The organism is Haliscomenobacter sp. (assembly GCF_965225875.1).
In the GTDB taxonomy this organism is placed as follows: Bacteria; Bacteroidota; Bacteroidia; order Chitinophagales; family Saprospiraceae; genus Haliscomenobacter.
This window is the reverse complement of sequence record NZ_CBDDBS010000003.1, coordinates 108,549-127,198: the sequence shown is the minus strand read 5'-3', so window position 1 is coordinate 127,198 and position 18,650 is coordinate 108,549. Positions and strand designations below refer to the sequence as shown.

Genomic DNA, 18,650 nt, shown 5'->3' with positions numbered 1-18,650 from the left:
GTTTCTACAATTCCCCGAATACTATTTAAAGAATGTTGGTCGCGTTATTTTTGTAAAACCATTTTGAGAGCTAGCGTAATCAATTCAAAGTTCAAGAAGATCGACCATGCCTCAAAAAAGAATTGTTTTTTTTTTCATGAGATATTAATTCGGTGAAGGGTAATTCTATTCTTCACCTTTTTTCTATTTTAAGCCATTAGTGTCCGGTTCTAATCAACAAATATTCAACTATTTAGAGTCAGCAGGTGTCAATATTTTCAATTTCTTACACTCCAAGTAACTGGCAAACAGTCATTTCATCCAAAATTGACACACTTAAAATTTGGAAAATTTCATTCATGGTTTTGGGAATTTGCAATTTTTCCTCCAAAATTTTGACCATCAGGTAGCGACATACCGCAACCCAAATTTGAGTTTTGACCAACGTTCGCTTACGATTTTTAATTATACCGGACAGCTGTGATTTTAGGCCAATTATAAAGGAAGAGGTTTTCGATCAATGTTTAAAGAATTAATATATTTTTTTATGAACATAAAAATAAAAAAGGAGCTGCCTCCTCACGAAGACAACTCTCCCATATGAATCATAATCACTTTCTCTTTCTGGGGCTTGGCAGCTTTTTGAATCCACTGAACACCACAACAAAGTGGCATTGAATCCTCGAAACAAAATCGATTGAATAAAACAATTGCTGATTATCATTTCGATTTACAATAATATGCCCCTAAATTTGAATAATAAAATTTTACATGCCAAAGCTTAAGCTACGACATGAACCGCAAACAATAACTACATGCTTTTTGCTACGAAATGTGAACAATTGATTTTAGTGCAACAAGGATAAAAATTTGGAGATGAGGTCCGCCAGTTTTTTACCCATTAAAAACTCTGGCGCCAATTGAATGGCCTACGCGTAACCTTCTTTGGCCAATTGCTTATTCTAAGTCGGATTCAACTTTTCCAGTAATGCACCTTAATAAATCAAAGCAGCCTCGAAGGACACCCTCTGGCATTTATTTCAAGCAGGTTGGTGCAAAAAGACTCAACAATATTCCAGCCAAACCAAATCCATCAGGATTTGGCTTGGACAGGAATAAATTCATGGATAACATGATGGGAAACTTGGGCAAACTTAAAAGCAAAAATTACAATATAGTGTTCATTGTTCTATTGATGGCTTTAGCAAAAAGAAATTGGGTGAATTGCCTAATGTGTATGATAGTCCCTCGTCGATTGGAATCACTATCTTTCAAAACTGGGTACGAACTAATTCCTAATTATTACAAGACGAAATTACTTCAATTCTCAAATAAAAAAACAAACACGGATTCTACTCTCGTTCACTACACGATAGGTTCATTTGCACCTACATACTTGATGTTTTTTGCGCCTAAATCTGCATGTTTTACGCTTAGAAAGGAAAAAACACTTGTCTACCAAGCTGATTGGAGCATATCAAAAAAATTTATTCTGCCAATCAAAGCACACAGTTTAGCATTAAAGAAATGTTAGCATAAAGAAAAAAAGAGGACACCAAGGACACGAAGCGAAGCGTCGTCAACGCCTAACTTTGTGTTCTTGGTGCCCTCTTTTTTTCCTTTGTGTTTAAAAATATGCCGCTTTGGTGATCATGAATTACTGCCGTGAAACCCGCTCCAATTCATCCTCCGTCGCCGTACTACGTCTCCGCGAAGGTTTTACATCGTTTTTCCCAAATTTATAGGTCAACGTTGCGTTCAAGCGGCGGCTTTCGTTGGTTGGATCCACCACGACATCCACGGTGCCTTGTTTGACGATGATGTGGGGGCGGCGGCTAAAAAACACGTCGCTCAGGTTCAATTTTAGGTTGCCCTTTCCTTTCCAGATGGGCTTAGAAGCACCAATATCCATGCCCCACAGTGGGTCAATTTGGAAGATACCATCCAGCATTTTGGTTTGGTAAAACACCGTCATTTCAGCCTTTATCTTTCCTGGCAAGTTGAAGGTGTTCATGTTCATAAACTGGGCAGTAAACTGGCTCTGGTTGATGGTGCCATTGTTGAATGGCGAATCAATGTCATTGATGTAACCAACTACGTTCACCCGAGAATTCCACCATTTGGCCAATTCAAAGGGCGCTGAGATGGTCGCGCTATAGTTTTTGAAGGTGCTCAGGTTGGCCGTGGTTTGATAGGTTTGGCGCAGCGCATCGTCCTGCTCCAGGATCTGGGTGATTTTGTCGGTGGTATGGCTGTAGTTAAGGCTGAGAACGTATTTGTTTTTCAGCGAAAAATTCAAACCCAAGGTGTTCGTAAACTCAGGGGTCAGGTAAGGGTTTCCTTTGCCAAAAGTATACTGGTCAATAAAATAGACAAAAGGATTGAGGTCGTCGTAAGAAGGCCGGTTGATGCGGCGGCTGTAGTTGTAACTCAAGCTATTGTCTTTACCAAGCGGGTGAGAAATACTCAAACTTGGGAAAAAGTTGAAGTAATTGCGGGTGAAACGCTCCGACAAGGTAGGCGATTGGCCAAGGGCGTCGGTCAATTCTCCACGCAAGCCCATCTGAATGCTCACTTTTTTGAGTTGAGTACTAAAATTGAGGTAGCCCGCGTGGATGTTTTCGCCGTACATGAAACGGTTGCTGCGCCGAGGGTCATTTTGCCACACGTTTTCGGTAAAGGTCTCTACCAACAAATCATTGTCTGTATCTACAAAGCTACTTTTCCAGCCCGCATCAATGCGTGATTTTTCACCCAATGGACGGGAATAGTCCATCTTAAAAGCCAGAATATCGACTTGTAAGCCAGCATTGGTCCGGACGATGTTTGGTACGTCTATTTCCTGTCCAGCGGTATTGAAAAAACGGTTGGAGTTGGTTTGCAACTTGTCCGCGCTATTGGTGGAATAATCGGCGTCGAAGCTCAACTCATGGCCTTTGTTGTCAAAAGCATGTTTCATGTTGAAATTGGTGGTGTAATCCCGCCAGTTGTCGCCGCCGGTGTTGTCGCTGCGCACTTCGTTGAAATCCCCGGGCAGGGCACCACTCAGCAGGTTGCGACCGCTAGATTGGGGCACCCACTCGCCGATTGAGGCGTTGGCCAAAACGCCGAGGGTGGTCTTTTTGCTCAAAAACCAGTCTGCGCCAGCATTGATGCGGTTGTTGTCCGACCACATGATTTTGCGGTCGTATTGGTTCATTTCGGTAAAGGTATTTTCGAAGGGAATGCGGCGAGAGATGTCGATGTTTTGGAAACGTTTGTTGTAAAAATTGCCATAAGAGCCAAAAACATTGACTTTTTTGCTGCGGTTGTTCATGCGCAATTCAGCACTACCACGTGGGTTTTCTCCATAACCAGCGCCCAGGGTCAAGTTGCCATTGGTACCCAGGCCCTTTTCCTTTTTCATCCGGATGTTGATGATGCCGGAAGTGCCAGCAGCGTCGTATTTGGCGGAAGGGTTGCTGATGATTTCAATGGCTTCAATGCTAGTGGCGGGGGTGTTTTCGAGGAGGCGGGTCACTTCTTCAGCCGACATGTAGGTTTGTTTGCCGTTGATCATCACCATAACGCCGGAACGGCCTTTGAGGCTAATGGTGCTGTTGTGATCAACCATCACACCGGGGCTTTTGGCCAGTAATTCCAGGGCATTGTTGCCGGCTGCAACCGGGCTGGCGTCTACGTTGACAATCATTTTGTCTTGCTGCAATTCGATGAAAGGTTTTTGGCCTTTTACGGTCACTTCACCCAATTTCACCGAGGCGGATTGCATCAGGATGTCTCCAAATTGATAATCTGCTTGCCCAGCTTTGATTTGCACCGTTTGGGAAAAGTGGGGCGCGTACCCGATCATACTTCCGGAGATCAGGTATTGCCCTTCAGCAACTGCCTCAATGGCAAAAAGGCCAGCATCATCGGTAACTGCACCTTTGACCAGCGAGGAGTCTTGTGCTTTCAGCAACAGTACATTGGCGTAGGGCAATGGTTTTTGCTGTTCATCCAATACCCGGCCTTTTAGGAGGGTTTGGGCATTTAATACTTGAAATGCCCCCAACAAGAGAAACAAAGAAAAAGAGAGAATTTTTGTCGGCTTGCTCATAACAACATCATTTTCGGTGATTGATGCCGAAAGGACGAGCAAGGGGCGGAAGGAAGTTACAAGCAAAAAGGCTTTACCCGACCAAGACCCATTTTTTTTCGCTGAGCATTAAAAATAAACGGATTAAATGTGGGCATACCAAACGAAGGAATAAGCATGTGGATTCTCTGCATCGGCCGGATGATCCTCTCTTTTCACTTCTTTCCAGAGAGTAGGGTCAATGGTGGGGAAAAAGGCATCTCCCTCAAAAGTCGCATGTATCTCTGTGATGATGAGTTCATCGGCGAGGTGCATGGTTTGGGCATAAATTTCTGCCCCGCCTAGAATATTCAATTGTTGGACCTCTAGTTTTTCAGCCAGCTCAAAAGCTTCGGCAATGGAATGGGCGACATAGATTCCCTTGGGTGCGTAATCCTTTTGGCGGGTGATCAGAATCACATCCTGGCGATTGGCAAAAACCCCCATTCCCTCGGGGGTTCCGTAAGAGTTTCGCCCCGTGAGCAGGTAGCCATTTTGGATTTGCTCCATAAAAAAAGCCAGGTCGGCGGGCATGTGCCAGGGCAATTTCTGTTGGTTTCCAATGACGTGGTTGTCGGATTTTGCGGCGATGATGGTTTTTTGCATGGGTTACACGTTTCCGTATTGAGTTATCCTAGGTTCATTAAAGTACAACCAAATATGAGTCATCCCGTTTTTTGCATTTATTGGCTTAGGTGAATCTATGGTTTCTGAGGTTTCTTGGGTGGTGAAAGAGTGCCCTGCTACGCAGATTTTTCTTTTTACCACCTAAGAAACCTCAGAAACCATAGATTCACCTAAGCAAAGGCAGAAAACACCAAAAGATGCACCTTGTTTAATTCTTAAAGTATTTCACTGGCGACTTGGTGTTGTAAAAGAAAAACGACCACATATCAGCCTGTTCTTCAATGACTTTTGAGGTTGGTTTTCCAGCTCCGTGGCCCGCGTCGGTTTCGATGCGAATCAGAACAGGATTATCACCCTTGTGGCTTTTTTGCAATTGAGCCGCAAACTTGAAGGAGTGTGCAGGCACTACCCGGTCATCGTGGTCAGCAGTAGTGACCATGGTAGCGGGGTACTCCACGCCAGGCTTGAGGTTGTGCAGTGGCGAGTAAGACTTCAGGTAATTGAAATACTTGGGGTCATCTGCTGAACCGTATTCGGGAATCCAGCCCTTACCAACGGTGAATTTGTGGTAGCGCAGCATGTCCATTACGCCCACCGCCGGAAAAGCAACCGCGAACAAGTCGGGGCGTTGCGTCATGGCAGCCCCCACCAAAAGACCACCATTGGAGCCACCCGCAATGGCCAGTTTCTCCTTGGAAGTATAGCCTTCCTTGATCAGGTATTCTGCGGCGGAGATGAAGTCATCAAAGACATTTTGTTTCTTGAGCAACATCCCGGCCTGGTGCCATTTTTCGCCGTATTCTCCCCCACCCCGCAGGTTTGGCATGGCGTATACCCCACCATTTTCGAGCAGAATCAAACGCGCGGTGCTGAAGCTGGGAGTCAAACTAATGTTGAATCCACCATATCCATAAAGGTAAGTTGGGTTTGTGCCATCCAGTTTGAGGCCTTTTTTGTGCACCACAAACATGGATACCTTGGTGCCGTCCTTGCTGGGATAAAAAACCTGTTTTTCCTCGTAATCCTCTGGATTGAACTTCAGGGGCGTTTTGAAAAACTGCTCTGATTTGCCCGTTTTGAGGTCGTATTTGAAGATGACGCTGGGGTAAATGAAGGAAGTAAAGGTATAAAAGGTAAGGTCGTCGCCTTCTTTGCCATAAAAACCACCAGCCGAACCCACACCAGGCAACTTGATTTCCTTTTTGTTTTTGCCGTCGTAGTCCATTTGGTAGTACCGAGTGGTGGCGTTTTGCAGGTAATCCGCAAAGAGTTTTTTGCCCACTGTACTGGCACTTTGCAGCAGGTTTTCCGATTCGGGGATAATGACTTTCCAGTTCTTTTTGTCAGGTTTGGCGGCATCAATCTCAATCACCCGGTAATTCGGCGCATCGATGTCGGTTAGGGCCAAAAAGCGCCCATTGCCGAGGTGTTGGATGACGCCACTTTTGTTGGTATAGCCCGGAAAAAGCGCTTGAAATGGGCCGTCTTTTTCCAAGTCTTTGATGTAGGTGGCATAGCCATCCGTGCCGGGAGCCGCGTACAAAATCAGGTATTTGTAATCTTCAGTCACCCCGGCATTGTGGTAAATATTGGGGTTTTTGCGGTCTTCGTAGATCAGTTTGTCTTTGGATTGGTCATCGCCTAGTTGGTGGTAATACACCGAATGGAACTGGTTGTTACCGGAGAGTTCCTGCCCTTTGGCTGGTTCGGGGTACCTGCTGTAAAAGAAGCCATTTTTGTACCAGGAAGCGCCGGAGAATTTCACCCATTTTAGCACATCTTTCAACTCTTTTTTGGTGGCAATGTCCACTACACGGATTTCCTGCCAATCCGAACCGGCCTGATTGCGGGCAATGGCCATGTACTTGTTGCTGGGGTCTGCTTCGAGCAACCCAACTGTGACGGTGCCATCTTTGGAGAGCAGATTGGGATCGATGAATACTTCGGGGTCTCCGTTCAGTCCTTTTTGAAGATAGATCACTGACTGATTTTGCAGGCCATCGTTTTTGGTGAAGAAGTAGTAGTCGCCAACCTTGCTTGGTGCACTTACCTTGGGAAAATTGTACAATTCGGTATATCGATCCGCAATTGCTTTGCGATAAGGAATTTTTTCCAGGTAATCGGTAGTCACCGCATTTTGAGACTGCACCCACTTTTTCACGTTTTCCGCCGTGTCTGCTTCCAACCAACGGTAGGGATCCTCCACTTTATTACCGTGGTAATCATCTACTTGCGCTACGGTATCGGTCACTGGATAAGTGACTTTGATCTGTTCTTCCATGGTAGTTTTTTCTTTTTTGGCGCCACAAGCGCTCAAGGTCAGTAATAAAATAGCTAAGAATGAAATTGGTTTCATAGTCGTGGCGATTTTTTTGTAAATTGAGTTTTTCTGAAAAGTCCTAAAATAATAATTTTTTGAATTCACGAAGCATTTTACTTCCCTACACGCTTACTCAACCTCATTAAACACAACACAATGAACCTGTACGTAAAATACATGGTCAGTTTACGCTGCAAAATGATGGTGAAAGAAGAACTGAAAAATATGGGCCTGCACTACGTGTCGGTCGACCTAGGCATGGTGGAAATCATGGAAGAGATGACCCCAGAGCAGCACGATGTGTTGAAAAAAAACCTCTTGCGCTCGGGACTGGAGCTGTTGGATGATAAAAGAGCCATTTTGATTGAAAAAATCAAAAATGTGATCATTGAGATGATTCACTATAGCGATGAGTTGCCCACCACCAATTATTCGGAGTACATCAGTGAAAAGCTGGATTACGACTATACTTATTTGTCCAATATTTTTTCAGAGGTGAAAGGCATCACCATCCAACAATTCATCATCAACCATAAAATTGAAAAGGTAAAAGAGTTGCTGCTTTATGACGAGCTCAACCTGACTGAGATTTCCTACAAACTACACTACAGCAGCGTGGCCCACTTGTCCAATCAATTCAAAAAGGTGACGGGGCTCTCCCCTTCCTTTTACAAACAACTGAAGCAAAAGCGCCAGGGGAATCTGGAAAATTTGTAAAATTTAGCTTCTTAAACTATCGGCTTAAGCGCTGGAATGCGCTTTAAATGATCCAATTGGGTTTTTAAGGATTCGAGGTATTGCTCAAAATCTAAAGTATTGATGTTTCTATTTTGCTGATCAACAAACAAGGGGGTTTCACTCAGCAGTTCATAAAATTCTACAAAGGTTTCGCGGATGGTTTCGGTCACTTCAATGATTTCATTGAGTAATTCCTTTTGCCCCAGGTCGGTTATTTTGTGGGTTTTGTGCAGACTACCCAGGGAAATGTACGGCGTTTGCCCCATGTAAAAAGGCATCATCGGAGGCAGTATTTTTTCTGTTTTGGAATACATTTCGATGTCCTCAAAATTATTTTCTAACAGATTGGCGGTGTTGAGTTTTTCCGATTGGATTTCATCAAACCGGTCGCTGCGGTTTTTTTTTGAACGGATCATTTGCCTATGGGTTAAGGTATTTTTCAATAGTGAGTCTGGCCATCAAGTAACTCAGGGTAGATTCTGCCCCTTGATTGAGGTTCACCTGGGTTTCTTCCAGGCCATCGTAACAGCCCCCGGTGCAGGGGTTGTAGATAACCTGATGCAGGTGGTTGTTGCCCAGGAACCAATCAAAAGCACTTTGCATTTTTTGCAAATAATTTTCGTCATTAAATACTGTGTAAAATTTGCTGAGGGTAAAAATGGTATAGGCTACATCGATGGGTTGTTCTCCGTATACGGCGGCTTCCTGACCTTTGAACAACCAGCTTTGGTTGGAAATCACCTTGATGCCGGTTGGGGTAAAGGTGCGCGACAACAAAAAATTAAAAGAGGCCTGGGCGGTTTCCTTGTACACCTGCCCACCTGTTGCCATCCAGGCACAAAGCATGGCCTCGGGCAAAATGCTGTTGGCGTAGGTCAAATAGCCTTCGTACCATTGCCAGTGTTGTTCGGATTCATGGCGGTACATTTGCACCAGGCGGTTGGCCAGGGTTTTGATCAAACGGGTGTGGCGGAGGGATTTTTTTTGCAGGTTGCTGTAATACAAACCTTTGATCACAAAAGCCATGGCCCGCGTGGAGTGCATTCCTTCCACCTGCAGCAGTGCGCGCTGTAAAATCCCCTCAGCTTGAGCCACCAAAGCTACGGGCAGAAGGCCCCGCCGTGAAATCAGGTAACCCAAAGCCCAAATGGCCCGACCATTGGCATCCGCCAGGTTGGTGGCACTGTTTTGGGCCGTAAAATGATAATCTTTGTCCACGTAATTCAAAAAGTCCCCTTCCGGCTGCTGGCAAAACTGGATAAAATTCAAATAGGTTTGTAGATAGCTTAAATCCGACACTTCACCAGTAGCTTCAAAGTGCATACACAGGGCAATCATCGCCCGGGCATTGTCATCAATCGTGTAACCCGATTCCAAATCGGGTTGGTTGATTTTGGAAAACTGGATCATGCCAAAATCCGTGGTCATTTTTTGGATGTGTTCCAGGTTGATTGGGGGTAGACGATTGTTCAAAACGATTTTGTTGGTTTGATGGGGGGTATGCAGATGTGCTTTGATGAGTTGGTTGATGCCATTCATAGGGCCGGCTACTTTTTGCAACAAGAGGGCATGGGCAATCGCTGAGTTCGCCCAGGCGGTAGGCACAATGCGTTGCAGGGCATTGGAACGGAAGGCCAAACGCAAATTTTCATCCCCCATCAAACGATTCACACCCGCGGCCAATTGAACCGGGTTTTGGAAATCGATGATGATGCCGGTGTCTTCACGCAGCAGCTCTAAGGCATGAGGAATTGGGGTGGAAATGATCGGACAACCACAGCTCATGGCGTAAGAAAAAGTTCCACTCACCGCCTGTTTGGGGTCTTTGGAGGTAAACAAATAAACGTCGGTCAATTGTAAATACTCCAATAAATCCGCCAAAGGAAGGTAGCGATTGATGAAGATGACGTGGTCAGCAAGATCCAATTCCCGCACTTTGTCAACCAGCATGTTGCGGTATTTCTCGCCTTCACTTTTGATCACACCCGGATGGGTGATGCCAATGACCAGAAAAACGATCTCAGGATTTAAAGCAATGATGGCGGGCAGGGCACTGAGGGTGGTTTCGATGCCTTTCCCTGAATTGAGCAGGCCAAAGGTGGACAGCACTTTGCGGTTGGAGAGGCCATATTTTTCTTTCAGCAGGGTTTTGTCCCGGTGGGGCACCAAATGGGTACCATGGGGAATCACTTCAATTTTTTCGGCAGCGATGCCATAATCCTCAATCAAAATATGTGCGGCATTTTGGGTCATGACAATCATTGCGGCACAGGCATTGGCTATTTTTTGTACTTTTCCTTTAAAGTTGGCATCGGGCTGAGGCAATACGGTGTGAAAAACCACAATAGCGGGTTTGGTCAACCAAAATAAAAATTGCAAAAATGCGGCTTCTCCCTTGCCTTGAAAAAGGCCAAATTCGTGTTGCACCAATACCAGATCGATCTGCATGTCAATATTGATGGCGTGGGCCATTTCCAGGTATTGCGCAGGGTTGCTGGTATCGAGTACAAATTTGACCTCTTTGGGATAATCGTGGATGTCTGCACCGGGTTCCAGGGCACACACCTTAATTGAAAAAGACTGTTGGTATTGGTTTTTCAGGGCTTTTAAGAGATCTTGTGAATAAGTGGCAATGCCACACTCCAGCGGAGGGTAGGTCGTGATGAATAAAATTTCGGGTATTTTCACCTTTGGAAGCAGGATTTCTGCAGCTATTTTTGGCGTAAAAGTGGGCAATAAAGTATTGGTTAATTCCTCCTGAACATCAAAAACGATTTCATTACTCATGTTTAGTTAAGTTGAGCGACAACTCTTGCAAGAGCTCGGTTAAAGAAACCGAGGCGCAGGCTATACGCTCGTCGGCGGCTCCGTAATAGATGTATAAAGTATCTTCGAATAATGCGGCTCCAGTAGGGAAACACACGTTGTTTACTTCCCCTTTGAGCTCCCATGCGTATGCAGGTACAAACAAGGGGTAGGGCAAGCGGGCAATTTCTTTGCGTGGGTCCTCCAGATCAAGTAATGCAGCACAGGCCGAGTACACGTATCCCTTCAGGGTATCATGGACTCCATGGTAAATCAACAACCAACCCTGCTCGGTTTCAATGGGCGGGCATCCGCCACCGATGTAACTGACTTCGTGGGCGTATTTGGGGGTGAGCACGATGCCTTCATCAAAATTCAAAAAGTAATTGTGCCAGAATTCTGGAGTGAGTTCAGCCAAGTCCTCAACTCCTGCTACAATTTGTACTTCAGGTTTGATGCGGTGCAAAAAGCAGAATTTGTTGTTGATTTTTCTAGGAAAAAAAATCAGATTCTTAATCCACAGATATGCTTCATCCGCCTGATTTTCGGAGGTATGCAGGTGTTCGTTGTAGCGAAGGTATTTTTTGTTGATTCGCCCCTTGTCTTCTGCAAGGAGTTTAAATTCAGGGTAGCTGAGTTTCGGTGCGATCAAACCCCGCTTTTCAAAATGTTGCAAATCGCGGGAAATCGCCAAGGCACCCAATGCATTGGTACCATTGTAAGCCGTATAAGTAAGGTAATACAATTCTTCAATTTTGACAATCCGGGGATCTTCAACTCCATGTGATTCATAATCAAATTCAGGGCTAAGCACTGGGGTTTCCCATCTTTCTATCAGGGTTGTTGGCCCTTCCAATTTACAATACCCGATGCTGGAGTGGTTGCCTTTGCTAACAGCGCGGTAAAACAGGTGAACAAAGATGCCTTCGCGGATGGCGGCGGGGTTCAGGACCCCTTCATTTTCAAATGTGTGCTCAGTTTTACTCAGAATCACTCCGTGTTTAATCACGTTTACCATGGGTACTGGATTGGAAAAAGGAAAGGGAGCAACAAACAGCCAAGGCTACCAAATGGCTAGTTTGATAGTCTTGGGCCGAGTGCTGTAATGATTGGGATTACAAAGGTTATACTGCGTCACCACATTGGACATAGGGTGACCAGTTGGTAATTTGGGGTAATTTCGAACAGCGCTTAAAATGGTCAGGTCTTGATCTTCCTAGCTTCGAAAGACCAGTGCAGTGCAGCCACACATTATTTCTAGCTCATCGGATCAAGACACCTGACACACTGACACTAAAACACTCTAGAACAAACAAGCCTTGGGAGCTTACTTAAGACTTAGGGCTATTCCCGGTCTTAGGATTGGGTTTGGGAATAAATACGTCAAGCTTGGGGTCTTTTTCCTTACTGCCTTCCGACTTGTAATCAGACCCGGCTTTTGTTTTTCCAGCAGACTTATCCGCTGGTTTCTTTTTATGGTTCTTACTTCCTTTATCTTTACTCATCTCGGTTCGTGTTTGGTTGGTATGTGAATACTGGGGTCCTTGATTCGGGGCCTGGCCTGTGGCTTTGCCCCTTGGGGATAATCAAAAGTACGGGGTTTGTATGGAGAAAGTATTACATAAATCCGGCAATAAGTTACATTATTCACAGATTTGTTTTTTCTCTATGGGCTATTCATAGCCACTTTTAATGACGGTTAAGATCATTTTGAAGCGACCATTGGGCTTTACATAGTTGGGAGCATGGGCCGGGATAACGATGGACTGTCCGGTGGTCAAAAAATGGGACGTACCTCGAATGACAATTTCGGCGGTTCCATCGATGATTTGTACGAAAGTATCAAAGGCCGTGGTCTTTTCCGTCAAACCTTCTCCACTGTCAAACGACATCACGCTGATGTTCCCTGTTGATTTTTTGAGTACCGTTTTGATGACTACGGCATTGGCGACGTATTCGATGATTTCCACGGTAATGAATACTTTTGATTTTTCAATTTCAGGAGCGTCCATAGTTTTACTTTTTAAGGCCCAATTGGTTTTCAGCCAGGTGAAACATGAGTCATCCCGAATTTTTGAAAAGTCAAAGTCGGGCATAAACCTAATCGCGGAGCGATTGAATTTATCATAGCCCCGGTCGTCCGGGGTAAATAGTTGGGTCAAATTGGCAGCAACCACGGCAGTGGTTGAACTCAATTGAGCAAAAAATTCAACCGCATCCGCGGTTGCGAAACCTTTTGCTACCCAAATGACCCCGGACGACCGGGGCTATGATAAATTCAACCGCATCCGCGGTTTGTCATCCCAAAAATTTGGGATGACTCATGTTTATAACCTTGGACCTAGTTCTTGTTGTCAACCGCAAGGTCTCTCAAGGCTTTGCCGAGTTCATCCATATCGTGATTGAATTCTCGTTTGAACAAAGCCCAGTCAGTATTGGAGTTCTCGTAATCGTTCATCCAGGTGCGCATGCCGATGTTTTTTTGCTCCAGGGTATCAATGCGCTGGCTATAAACCACATCCATCTTTTGGCCTGAGGTTTTTTTCTTCTCGCGGAGTTCAACGATGCGGACTTCATTGGCTTTGATTTTGGCTTCGGTATCCGTACGGAATTTTTGCCATTCTGCTGCATCTACTGCGTTTTGATCGGCAGTCATTTTATCTTCCTTGGCCTCGGCCAGGTCTTTTTTTGCCTCTTCTACATTGGTTTCTGCTGCGTCTGCTTTTTGTTCTGGCGTCTGGCAGCCCGTAAAAACGAGCCCGAGCATCAGGGCGCTTACTATAGCGAGGTTAAAAATTGGTTTTTTCATAGTAGGTTGTTGTTTGAATTTTATCACTGTACAAAGGTGCAGTTATTCAATAGATAAGGCGTTACACAATTCCCGAAGAGAGTTACACGATTCACACATTTTCCAAAGCGATGCGTTTTTTAAATGCTCGCATTTTTTTAAAATCCATTGGGGTGAGCCCGGTCATTTTTTTGAACTGTCCAGATAAATGAGCTACACTGCTGTAATTCAATAAATTGGCAATTTCTTTCAAACTCAATTCATCGTACAGCAGTAGTTCTTTGATCCGTTCTATTTTGTGCAAAATGATGTATTGCTCAATGGTAGTCCCCTTTACCTCGGCAAACAATTTGGAGAGGTAATTGAAATTGTAGTGCAGTTCACCGCTGAGGTAATCCGAAAAATTGATCAGGAGGGGCTCCTCAGAATGATGAATCCTATCCATGACACAGAGTTTGATTTTTTCAATCAGGATGTTTTTTTTGTCATCGATCAAGGCCAGGCCAGATTTTAAGAGCGCTCGATCCAGTTTAGCGTATTGTTCGGTGCTAAGGTTCTCCTGCATTTCTATCTCCCCGTAATCCACTTTGCTGTACGGAATGCCGAGGTTGTCTAGTTCGGATTTCACCAACATTTTGCAGCGGGTAGATACCATATATTGGATGTAGATAGTCATGCTATTAGTTGGTTTTTCATTACAAATTCGGAGCCTACCTCAACATTCAGTAGAGACGCACGGCCGTGCGTCTCTACCCGGAATCATCCACCATTTTTTGTGTTGCCCGGGTTTAGTCATTCATTTACTCAAATGAAATTCATTGTGCAAGCAAGAAATCGCCCACACAATGAATCGCGAAATCACACCTTGTTAAAAACAATTTCTAAGCTAATCAGCTATGTACTTCTACCAAACTGTCACGTAATGTTCTGATCTTGCTGAGCCCGGCACTGATCGACAAGTATTGCTTGTTCAATAGCGTTTGTTGCTCTGAGCCCAGAATTTCGAGGTTGTTGTTCAATGCTTCGTAATAGGCATCTACAGCAATATTTTCGTCGTATTCACAGGAATTGAGGAGACTGATGCGGTCATTTTGGGTAAAAACACCTTTGATGTCCTTCCAGACCTGGGAGAAAGTATTGCTGAAAGTGCCCTCGCCTTCAAGGGGTTCTCCCCCCATCTTGCGAATGTCGTAAATGAGTTCCCGTTTGCATTTGAGGCTGGCCTGGGCCAGGTGAAAAAACAGGGATTTTAAATCAGCATCAGTGGTCTCTTTGGAGGCTGTTTCATATCCTTCCATCCGGTTGTTGTTGATCTTGATGAGTGCGTTAAACACCTCAACCGCTTTATCTTGCTTCATTTTGTGGATTTAAAGTGGTTAACTAATCTACCATGACCGCTTCGGCGTTGATGGAGGATTCAGCAATGGCAGAAAGGGTGGCATCGGCGGCTTTTTCCTGGTCCAGGGTTTCTTGCAAGAGCGCACAGGCTTTTTTCTCCCCAAGGGTTTGGGCAAAGGCGCAAAGGGTACCGTAGGTGGCAATTTCGTAATGTTCGACTTTTTGGCCAGCTAAAATGATCCCTGCATCGCGCACTACTCCCGCTTCGGTGCTATTCATTATTTCTTCGGCTTCTTTGATGAGGCCAGACATGGCTTCACACTTTTTAGCTTCTGGTTTTTCACCAATGGAAGAAAAAACAGCTTCAAGCCTCACTACTTGTCCTTCGGTTTCCCCGAGGTGTTTGGTTAGCGCTTTCACCAGTTTTTCATCGCTGGCATGTTTGATCATTTTGGGAAGAGCCTTGGTAAGCGCTTGCTCAGCCCAATAAATGTCTTTCAGTTGATCGATCAACAAAGTCCGTAGACCATTAGCCGACTTCGTTTTAGCATTTTTTGAATCCTGCATGGTTAATTTTTATTGGGAATGAAGAATAGAATGTTACTACCATTGGTCCTCCAAATGGAGAACCATCATGGGGATATCGGTAGAAATGGCCATGTTTTGAATGACACTTTTGTAAAGTAAACTTTCCCAAAAGCCACGGTATTTGCTGACGAACACCGTCAGATTGATTCGATGCGCATTGCTGTATTTTTCCAATTCTTTGATGATGTCTGTACCGTACAGGGAATGCGTTTGGTAAGACAAGTGAGGGCTGATTGAGGAAAAAAGCTTGTCCCAATGAATTGCTTCCACACTGCTATCACCTTCATAACCAGCGCTATCAATGTGCACAAAATGCGTAGCTGCCTCAACTTGAAGGGCAAAATCAGTGGCCTCGCCAATCATACTGGCGGTCATCGAGCGGTAGTTGCTGGTGTACATGATCCGCTCGATGCCCATCCAGGATGCTTCGCGGGGTACCAGGATAACCGGGCAATGCGCTTTGGTAGCCACCTTGAGGGAAGTAGACCCAGAAATTCTGGATAAAAAATCCTGTAGTCCGGTGGTACCAATCACGATCAAATCGGTATCTTCCTGGCCCGACAATTCCAATAAACTATCCACTGCGTTGCCCCGCAGAATTTGGGTTTTTACTTTATTTTTGGTCATGACCCCAGCGCCGATGGTGTCATTATCTTTGATGAAGATGGCAAAGGCCTCATCCAGTTGGGTTTCTTCCGATGCAGCGAAGGGCTCAAAGTTCTCTTCCGAGGTAGGAAAAAAATACTCCTTGGCATGCACGATGGTCAAGGTAGCATCAAGCGCTTCGGCCAGGCCTTGCGCGTATTGGAATGCATTGCGGGCAGTGATTGAAAAATCAGTGGGAACAATGATGTTTTTGATCTTTTTCATGGATGTTTTGCTTGTTCACTGGAACCGATAACCAAGAGAAACTTGCCCTACTGCGTTTTTGCCTTTGCCCAAAAGGAGTTGCGCATTTTCCTGGCTTACATTGGCAAAGCCTTGGTTGTAGCGGATACCCAACAATAGTTTGTCAAAATTAAAGCTGAAACCGGCAGTAAGACCCGCGTCAATTTTGTTAAAAGCATCGGTTATAAGTGCATTGTCGGTGTAAGAGGTATAATTTGGCTTAGACAGCAAATAGGAAGCAAATGGGCCAACCTGGATGTCCACTGCACCTAGTTTAAAGGCAAGGGGGAGCAAAAAATCCACATAATCCATTTTCAGGTTCTGCTTATTGCCCAGGTATTCAAAAGCAGCGCCTTTGATGGAATAACTCAATTCGGGCTGTATCGACATAAAAGTTGATACTACCGGAACGTCGGCAAACACACCTGCGTGTAAACCAAAGCGCTCGCGGCGATCAGGTAGCTCTCCAAAGGCAACATTGCTGGCATTTAAGCCAGCGCGGACACCAAAATTTAACTTGAGCTGAGGAAGCAGCGGGAATCAGGAGGATAAATCCGATGCCCAATATGAGGGTGATTTTTAGTTTCAAGATTTGCATAAACTTTATTTTGAGTGGTTTAAATTCATTAACTGTGATCTAGTCTAATCGCCGGTAATTATTGTCCAACTTCTTGTTTGGCTTCTGCCTTCATTTTTTCATTGGCTGAAATGGCAATTTCAACCCGACGATTTTGGGCACGGTTTCCCTTCAGTATCATTCGCCGCAATAGGCTGGTTTTCGCCCAAGCCCTGGGTGCGCAAGCGGGAAGTGCTCACACCATTGGAAATCAAATAGTTGGAAACCATAGCAGCGCGGTTTTCCGAGAGGCTCTGATTGAAGGCATTGGAGCCTACGTTATCGGTGTGCCCTATGATGAGCACATCAGTGTCGGGGTTTTGATTCAGGGTGGTGGCAAAAGTTTGTAGGGTTTGTTTGTTGGCCTCCAGTAAATTGGCTTTGCCAAAGTCAAACAGGAGCTGGCTGTTAAAAGTCAGCTTGATCCCCTCTCCTACCCGCTCTACCGTGGCGGCGTTGCCCAGTTCTTCTTCCAGCTTTTTGGCTTGTTTGTCCATTTTGCTACCAATCACTGCGCCAACAGCACCACCCGCGGCAGCACCAATAATGGCACCAATGGCGGTGTTTTTACTTTTGTTGCCAATGATGGCGCCAATGACCCCACCAGAAGCAGCACCAATGACGGCACCTTTGGTGGTTTTGTTCATGCCGGATTTGGTTTTTCCGGTCGTCTGGGCCTTTTGGGCACTTTTGCAGCCCACAAAAAACACGCTCAACAACATCAAGAATAGGAGTATCTTTTTCATAACAATTCAGATTTGAGGTAGAGACGCACAGAGTGGGTCTTCAAACCAAAGACAAGAGACGCACGGCTGTGCGTCTCTACAATATTTTTACACAGTGTAATGGTATTAGATTTTGACATTCAGGGCGCCTAGCAACCCAAATGCCTGTAATAACCAAATCACCACTGCGATCAAAAACCACCACATTGAGGATGCTTTTGATTTTACGATCCATAGGAATGTAGTTATTGATCAACCAAAGCACCAGACCAACAACAACCAGGACAATTATAATATTCAAGAGAGTCATAATGAAGATTTTGAAAGGATGTACACAAAGGTAGGGCTGTTAGGTATCCTACACGTTACACTGTAGTTGGAATAAGTTACATCATTCACAGATTGAGGGGATAGAATTGGGTAAATTGGGCTATTTATGGTTGATGAGCCAGGCTTTGAACTCTTCGATTTCACCGTTTTTGATCCTGGATCATTTGTTGGGCAAGTTTTTTTCAATTCCGGGCTCTTTCCGTGCCTCAGTTCATTTTCAGCCATCGTAACCGCTGACCGGTGATGGGGAATCATCATGGCGATAAAATCCTGATCGGTATGGCCGGTCATGGCCATGTTGTTCATTTTGTTCATCATACTTTTCATGATCAAAACCAGGATCGGCTGGTTTCCAGTAGTTCCCGTCTTTGTAACGGGCATTTTGTAGTTGGCGATGAACTGCTCCATTTGTCCAATCTGAGCGCTTTGAAGGGTCTGGATATTTTGCGCCATTTCGATGATTTGTTCGTCACGGCCCTGAGCAATTTCTATTTTGCTCATGTCAATGGCCGCCTGATGGTGCAAGATCATCATGTTGGCAAAGTCGAGATCAAAAATTCCGCTCATCTCCAGTTGGTTCATTTTTGCCATAGTGCCGCTCAGTGCATGCATCAGGTCATTGTCCATGATCATTTTGGGGTTGCCCAGTGAATCTTTGGGTGCCTCGGGCTGTGTAGTGGCGTCCACTTCACTTGCATTTGAATTGTTGTTCACACAAGCGTACAGCAAAAAAATGGGGAGCAGTACAATTGCCGGGATAGATATTTTCGTATTCATGTTGTATTTTTTTATAA

The 18,650-nt window shown here is 44.9% G+C and carries 18 protein-coding genes and 1 pseudogene; 2 read left to right on the top strand and 17 right to left on the bottom strand.

Features of this window, described 5'->3' with window-relative positions; translation table 11 throughout:
• Positions 1–967 precede the first annotated feature (967 nt).
• A complete protein-coding gene (locus ACO08K_RS20995; RefSeq protein ID WP_421798430.1) occupies positions 968–1,513 on the top strand; it encodes a hypothetical protein in 546 nt (181 codons plus the stop codon).
• Between the two features lie 123 nt (positions 1,514–1,636).
• Here ACO08K_RS20995 and ACO08K_RS20990 read toward each other — a convergent pair whose 3' ends face one another.
• From ACO08K_RS20990 to ACO08K_RS20980, 3 genes are all read right to left on the bottom strand, one after another.
• Entirely contained in the window at positions 1,637–4,075 is a 2,439-nt protein-coding gene (locus ACO08K_RS20990) for an outer membrane beta-barrel protein (protein ID WP_421798429.1), read from the bottom strand.
• A gap of 123 nt (positions 4,076–4,198) precedes the next feature.
• Positions 4,199–4,699 carry a dihydrofolate reductase gene (locus tag ACO08K_RS20985; protein WP_421798428.1) on the bottom strand — a complete coding sequence of 167 codons (501 nt, stop codon included), beginning with the start codon at positions 4,697–4,699 and terminating at the stop codon, positions 4,199–4,201.
• A 229-nt stretch (positions 4,700–4,928) separates the two neighbouring features.
• Positions 4,929–7,076 (bottom strand): prolyl oligopeptidase family serine peptidase, encoded by a 2,148-nt coding sequence (locus ACO08K_RS20980; RefSeq protein WP_421798427.1) that lies wholly within the window; start codon positions 7,074–7,076, stop codon positions 4,929–4,931.
• A gap of 120 nt (positions 7,077–7,196) precedes the next feature.
• Between ACO08K_RS20980 and ACO08K_RS20975 the strand changes: the two genes are divergently transcribed.
• A complete protein-coding gene (locus ACO08K_RS20975) occupies positions 7,197–7,757 on the top strand; it encodes a helix-turn-helix domain-containing protein (protein WP_421798426.1) in 561 nt (186 codons plus the stop codon).
• Between the two features lie 11 nt (positions 7,758–7,768).
• Here ACO08K_RS20975 and ACO08K_RS20970 read toward each other — a convergent pair whose 3' ends face one another.
• The 14 genes and pseudogenes from ACO08K_RS20970 to ACO08K_RS20905 form a co-directional block, all read right to left on the bottom strand.
• Positions 7,769–8,194: a hypothetical protein gene (locus ACO08K_RS20970; RefSeq protein ID WP_421798425.1), complete on the bottom strand. Its 426-nt coding sequence runs from the start codon at positions 8,192–8,194 to the stop codon at positions 7,769–7,771.
• Between the two features lie 4 nt (positions 8,195–8,198).
• The gene (locus ACO08K_RS20965; RefSeq protein ID WP_421798424.1) at positions 8,199–10,565 is read right to left on the bottom strand and encodes a glycosyltransferase; all 2,367 of its coding nucleotides are present in this window, start codon (positions 10,563–10,565) and stop codon (positions 8,199–8,201) included.
• Positions 10,558–11,601, bottom strand: a complete 1,044-nt coding sequence (locus tag ACO08K_RS20960; RefSeq protein ID WP_421798423.1) for a pesticidal protein Cry7Aa — start codon at positions 11,599–11,601, stop codon at positions 10,558–10,560. Before ACO08K_RS20960 ends, ACO08K_RS20965 begins: the two co-directional genes overlap by 8 nt.
• A 313-nt stretch (positions 11,602–11,914) precedes the next feature.
• Positions 11,915–12,088, bottom strand: a complete 174-nt coding sequence (locus ACO08K_RS20955; RefSeq protein WP_421798422.1) for a hypothetical protein — start codon at positions 12,086–12,088, stop codon at positions 11,915–11,917.
• Between the two features lie 168 nt (positions 12,089–12,256).
• Positions 12,257–12,778, bottom strand: coding sequence for a cupin domain-containing protein (locus ACO08K_RS20950; protein ID WP_421798421.1), 522 nt, complete (start codon positions 12,776–12,778; stop codon positions 12,257–12,259).
• Between the two features lie 146 nt (positions 12,779–12,924).
• Positions 12,925–13,392, bottom strand: coding sequence for a hypothetical protein (locus ACO08K_RS20945; protein ID WP_421798420.1), 468 nt, complete (start codon positions 13,390–13,392; stop codon positions 12,925–12,927).
• Positions 13,393–13,483: 91 nt separating this feature from the next.
• Positions 13,484–14,047 carry a helix-turn-helix domain-containing protein gene (locus ACO08K_RS20940; RefSeq protein ID WP_421798419.1) on the bottom strand — a complete coding sequence of 188 codons (564 nt, stop codon included), beginning with the start codon at positions 14,045–14,047 and terminating at the stop codon, positions 13,484–13,486.
• Positions 14,048–14,261: 214 nt separating this feature from the next.
• Positions 14,262–14,729, bottom strand: coding sequence for a PA2169 family four-helix-bundle protein (locus ACO08K_RS20935; RefSeq protein WP_421798418.1), 468 nt, complete (start codon positions 14,727–14,729; stop codon positions 14,262–14,264).
• A 22-nt stretch (positions 14,730–14,751) separates the two neighbouring features.
• Positions 14,752–15,276, bottom strand: a complete 525-nt coding sequence (locus tag ACO08K_RS20930) for a ferritin-like domain-containing protein (protein WP_421798417.1) — start codon at positions 15,274–15,276, stop codon at positions 14,752–14,754.
• A 36-nt stretch (positions 15,277–15,312) separates the two neighbouring features.
• The gene (locus ACO08K_RS20925) at positions 15,313–16,167 is read right to left on the bottom strand and encodes a universal stress protein (RefSeq protein WP_421798416.1); all 855 of its coding nucleotides are present in this window, start codon (positions 16,165–16,167) and stop codon (positions 15,313–15,315) included.
• A gap of 15 nt (positions 16,168–16,182) precedes the next feature.
• A complete protein-coding gene (locus tag ACO08K_RS20920) occupies positions 16,183–16,719 on the bottom strand; it encodes a porin family protein (protein WP_421800573.1) in 537 nt (178 codons plus the stop codon).
• Between the two features lie 183 nt (positions 16,720–16,902).
• Positions 16,903–17,547, bottom strand: a complete 645-nt coding sequence (locus tag ACO08K_RS20915; RefSeq protein ID WP_421798415.1) for an OmpA family protein — start codon at positions 17,545–17,547, stop codon at positions 16,903–16,905.
• Between the two features lie 105 nt (positions 17,548–17,652).
• Positions 17,653–17,836, bottom strand: a pseudogene (locus tag ACO08K_RS20910) (Thivi_2564 family membrane protein).
• A complete protein-coding gene (locus ACO08K_RS20905) occupies positions 17,833–18,633 on the bottom strand; it encodes a DUF305 domain-containing protein (RefSeq protein ID WP_421798414.1) in 801 nt (266 codons plus the stop codon). The pseudogene ACO08K_RS20910 and the gene ACO08K_RS20905 overlap by 4 nt, the downstream one beginning before the upstream one ends.
• Positions 18,634–18,650: the final 17 nt, after the last annotated feature.